Source organism: Novosphingobium organovorum (assembly GCF_022832435.1).
Taxonomy (GTDB): domain Bacteria; phylum Pseudomonadota; class Alphaproteobacteria; order Sphingomonadales; family Sphingomonadaceae; genus Novosphingobium; species Novosphingobium organovorum.
Genome location: NZ_JALHLF010000198.1, coordinates 1 through 3,523, shown reverse-complemented (window position 1 = coordinate 3,523; position 3,523 = coordinate 1). Strand labels below are relative to the sequence as shown.

Annotated in this window: 3 protein-coding genes and 1 pseudogene; 3 read left to right on the top strand and 1 reads right to left on the bottom strand. The window is 66.9% G+C overall.

Annotated features, from left to right (window positions below):
- Positions 1–75: 75 nt before the first annotated feature.
- Positions 76–597 (bottom strand): hypothetical protein, encoded by a 522-nt coding sequence (locus tag MTR62_RS20425; protein WP_244024411.1) that lies wholly within the window; start codon positions 595–597, stop codon positions 76–78.
- 223 nt (positions 598–820) lie between these two features.
- Between MTR62_RS20425 and MTR62_RS20420 the strand changes: the two genes are divergently transcribed.
- The 3 genes and pseudogenes from MTR62_RS20420 (at position 821) to MTR62_RS20410 (ending at position 2,998) form a co-directional block, all read left to right on the top strand.
- Positions 821–1,105 (top strand): hypothetical protein, encoded by a 285-nt coding sequence (locus MTR62_RS20420; RefSeq protein ID WP_244024409.1) that lies wholly within the window; start codon positions 821–823, stop codon positions 1,103–1,105.
- Positions 1,102–1,899, top strand: a pseudogene (locus tag MTR62_RS20415) (DUF3131 domain-containing protein); the annotation flags it as partial. The gene MTR62_RS20420 and the pseudogene MTR62_RS20415, both read left to right, overlap by 4 nt.
- Before the next feature lie 175 nt (positions 1,900–2,074).
- Positions 2,075–2,998 (top strand): DUF3131 domain-containing protein, encoded by a 924-nt coding sequence (locus MTR62_RS20410; RefSeq protein ID WP_327194446.1) that lies wholly within the window; start codon positions 2,075–2,077, stop codon positions 2,996–2,998.
- Positions 2,999–3,523: the final 525 nt, after the last annotated feature.

The following is a 3,523-nucleotide window of genomic DNA, read 5'->3' as shown; positions in this document are numbered from 1 at the left end:
CGAGGAAGCAGCTTGACCCACGAAGCCCCAATCAGAGAAGGCTCTAAGACGCCCGTTCAGTGTCGATCGCGGCGATCAGCTCCGCCATCGTCGCGCCGCCGGGCTCTCCTGCTCGTAGCGCTTGGCCGCCACGCTCACCGCGCCCGCGCCGAGCGTCCCGGCGAGCCCGGCCATGCGGTGCACCATGTCGCGCGCGGCCTGCGGGTCGAGCACGCCCGAGGCCAGATCGCCGCGTTCCTCGGCCAGCCCCATGCGAAAGCGCGCCCGCACGACATCGGGATCGTCCTCGACGTGCAGCACGACCGACAGCCCGCCTTCGCCGGCAGGCGCAGCGTGCGCGCTGCTCGGCAGACGGGTCACGTCGACCGGCTTGCGCAACCAGTCGACCACCACCCCATCGAAGCGGTGCGCGCGCGCCTGCTCGCGCACGGCGTCCAGATCGTGCACCAGCCGCACGCCGTAGCCTGTGCTGCGCAGCGCGCCGGTAAAGGTCGTCGCCGCGCCGTTGCCGCAGACCAGCAGCGCGGGACGACGGCGCGCCGCAGCGCCCCCCCGGCGCGGCCGAGGGTGCCGCAGCCAGCGCGGGCAGCGTGACACGAAAGGTCGTGCCCTCGCCCTCGACGCTGTGGAACCTCGTCTTCCTCATCGCGCCGCTGATCTACCTGTTCTTCGGCGTGGCTCCGGTGAGCGCCTATACCAGCGACTTCTTCGCCCACGCGCTGCCCTTCCCGATCTTCAGCGAGCTGGCCTTCATGGTCGGCACCTGGGGGTCTCGGGCTACAAGGGCAAGGTCACCTACCTCGCCTCCTTCCCGCTCAACTTGCACGCGCTCTGGGCGGTGCTGCGCGGGCGCCAGATCAAGTTCCCGATCACCCCCAAGGAACGCCAGTCGGGCAATTTCGCGCACCTTGTCTGGCCGCAGATCGCGCTGGCGCTGGCCACCGTGGCCGGGCTCGGCTTCGCCGCGCTGCAACTGGCGCGGGGCAATGCCGCGTACAGCCTGGGCGGCTTGATCGCGAACGGGTTCTGGAGTCTCAACAATATCCTGGCGATGGGAAACATGATCCGCGCCGCGTTCTGGAAGCCCGATTGGGAGAGCGAATGATGTCCTTTGGAGCCAACCTCGTGAAGGCCCGCAGCCACCTTGTCATCGTCGCCGGGCTGATCACCGCGAGCGCGCTGATCGCCTCGATCGAGGCCAACGATCCGGGCCCGCTGACGCTGCGCGCGCCCGGCTCGCCCGCGCTCGATGCTCCTTCGCGCCGTGCCGCCGCCTGGGTCTGGGCGCAGATCCCCGAGGATCAGCGCGACCGCGAACGGACCGGCGCCGTGCAAGGCGCGGTGGTGCACTGGAACGTGCCCGCGCTGGTGCGCGAAGGGCAGCTTTATGGCACCGCGCTCGATAGTCAGGGTCAGGTCGAGTTCCTTCAGGAAGGGCGGCTGGGCGACGAGGAATACGCCGCCAAAGCCTTTCGCCTGTGGGGCTTCGACACCGCCAGCGGCCCGTTCACCTTCACCGACGGCTGGATCGCGCGTTCGGCGCAGCGCATCTACGAAGCGCAGGAACAGCGCTACAAGCGCACCGGAATCCTTACCGCGCGCACAGAACACCAGCTCGCAGGCGCCCCCTGCTTCGTTTACGATAGCGACGGCGTGCCCTGGGCGACGATCACCGACACGGGCGAGGCGTATCCGCAATACGCCGCCGTCTCGGTCAAGGGCGCGCTTGGTCTGTGGGCGCTCTGGAACACGCCCTATACCGATGCCCTGTTCGCCAAAGTGCGCCAGGCCTACGATCCCGAAAAGGGCTTTTACGAGGGGCTGCTCGAACAGGGCGGCGAGCGGATCGCCGCGTTCACCGCGAACAACAACGGCATCCTGCTCGAAACGCTGCTTTACAAGGTTCAAGGGCCGCTGCTGCAACACGCAAATGTAGAAGCGCTTGCCAAGGCGCCCGTTACGCCTCCGCCCCCAGCCGCCGCCGCCGGGCCAATCCCCGTCCCGGCCCCGACGCCCGCCCCTCGGCGGCCCCGCCCTGCCCGACGCGCAACAAAGCCCGATCGTCGCGGGCGCGGTGTGGACCGCTCAGAACCCCGGCGCCGCCCATCCCGGCCGCAACGGTCCGCTCGAACCGCGCGAGGAGGCTCTGGCCAAAGCCGCATGGACCTACATCGTGCGCAAAACGCAAGGGGCCACCGGGCTCGTCAACGCGGCCGAATACTATCCGTCCTCTACCTTGTGGGACACCGCAGGCGCGATCGGCGCGATCGTCTCGGCCGACCAGCTCGCCCTGACCAGCCACGAGGACGCGCAAAGCCGGCTTGGCGCGATCCTCGCCTCGCTGCGCAAGATTCCGCTGTTCCGTAACCTGTGCCCGAACAAGGCCTTCAACACCGCAACACTGCAGCGCACCGATTATTCGAACACGCCCAGGGAGATCGGCTGCTCCGCGCTCGACATGGGGCGCGCGCTGGTCTGGCTGCGCATCGTGCGCAACCAGACCAGCGCGCTTGCCGGAGCGGTGGACGATCTGGTCGGCTACTGGAAGATCGCGGGAATGGTGCGCGGCGGTAAACTGTTCGGCACCGCGCTGCAAAAGGGCAAGGTGGTCTATCTGGCGCAGGAAGCCCGCGCCAAACGCACCGGTATCCTGACCGCCCGGACCGAGCACCAGCTCGCCGCCGCGCCGTATTTCGTCTATGACACGCGCTACGCCCATGGGAACGACTGGGCGACGATCGATGCACGCGGCAACCCCGAACCGCAAGCCGCCGCCGTGGCGATGAAAGCGGCCATCGGCCTCTGGGTGCTCTGGCCCAGGCCCTATACCGACCAGCTGTTCGACGCCGTATCAGGCCAGTTCGATCCGGCGCGCGGCGTCTACGAAGGCCAGCTTGAGAGCGGTGGGCGGATCGAGGCGCTGACCGCCAACAACAACGGCATCATCCTCGAAGCCTTCGCCTACAAGGTGAAAGGCGCGCTGGTGGAGATCAAGTAAAGCGCTTGTCCTCCGGGCGGCGGCGAGCACGCAAGGCGGGTGGGGCGCGCCAGGTGCGCTTGGCCCACCCCGTTCGGCTAGTGGTTCGATTCTGACATTTGATACCCTATCGGATAGGGCGCGCTCAAATGTCAGAATCTCTTCGAACCACTAGCATATATTTGATTCTANTCTGACATTTGATACCCTATCGGATAGGGCGCGCTCAAATGTCAGAATCTCTTCGAACCACTAGCATATATTTGATTCTAGTGGATTTTACGATTTTGACATTTGCAGACCCATCCCAGCCGCCAGGGGATGCAAATGTCAAAATCAATCCACTAGGTCCCTCCGCTCCCAAGCCTTCCGGCCCTCCCGCAAGCGGGAGGGCCGGAAGGCTTGGGAGCCGTAGGCGATACTAGTCGCAGCGGGGTGGGCCAAGCCCGCCGTCCACAACGCGGCGCCCTGTTACTTCCCTACCGCCGCACATCGGCGTTCGGCGCGAAGGCGTCGAGTTCGCGTCTGGGGATGCGGGGCATGTCG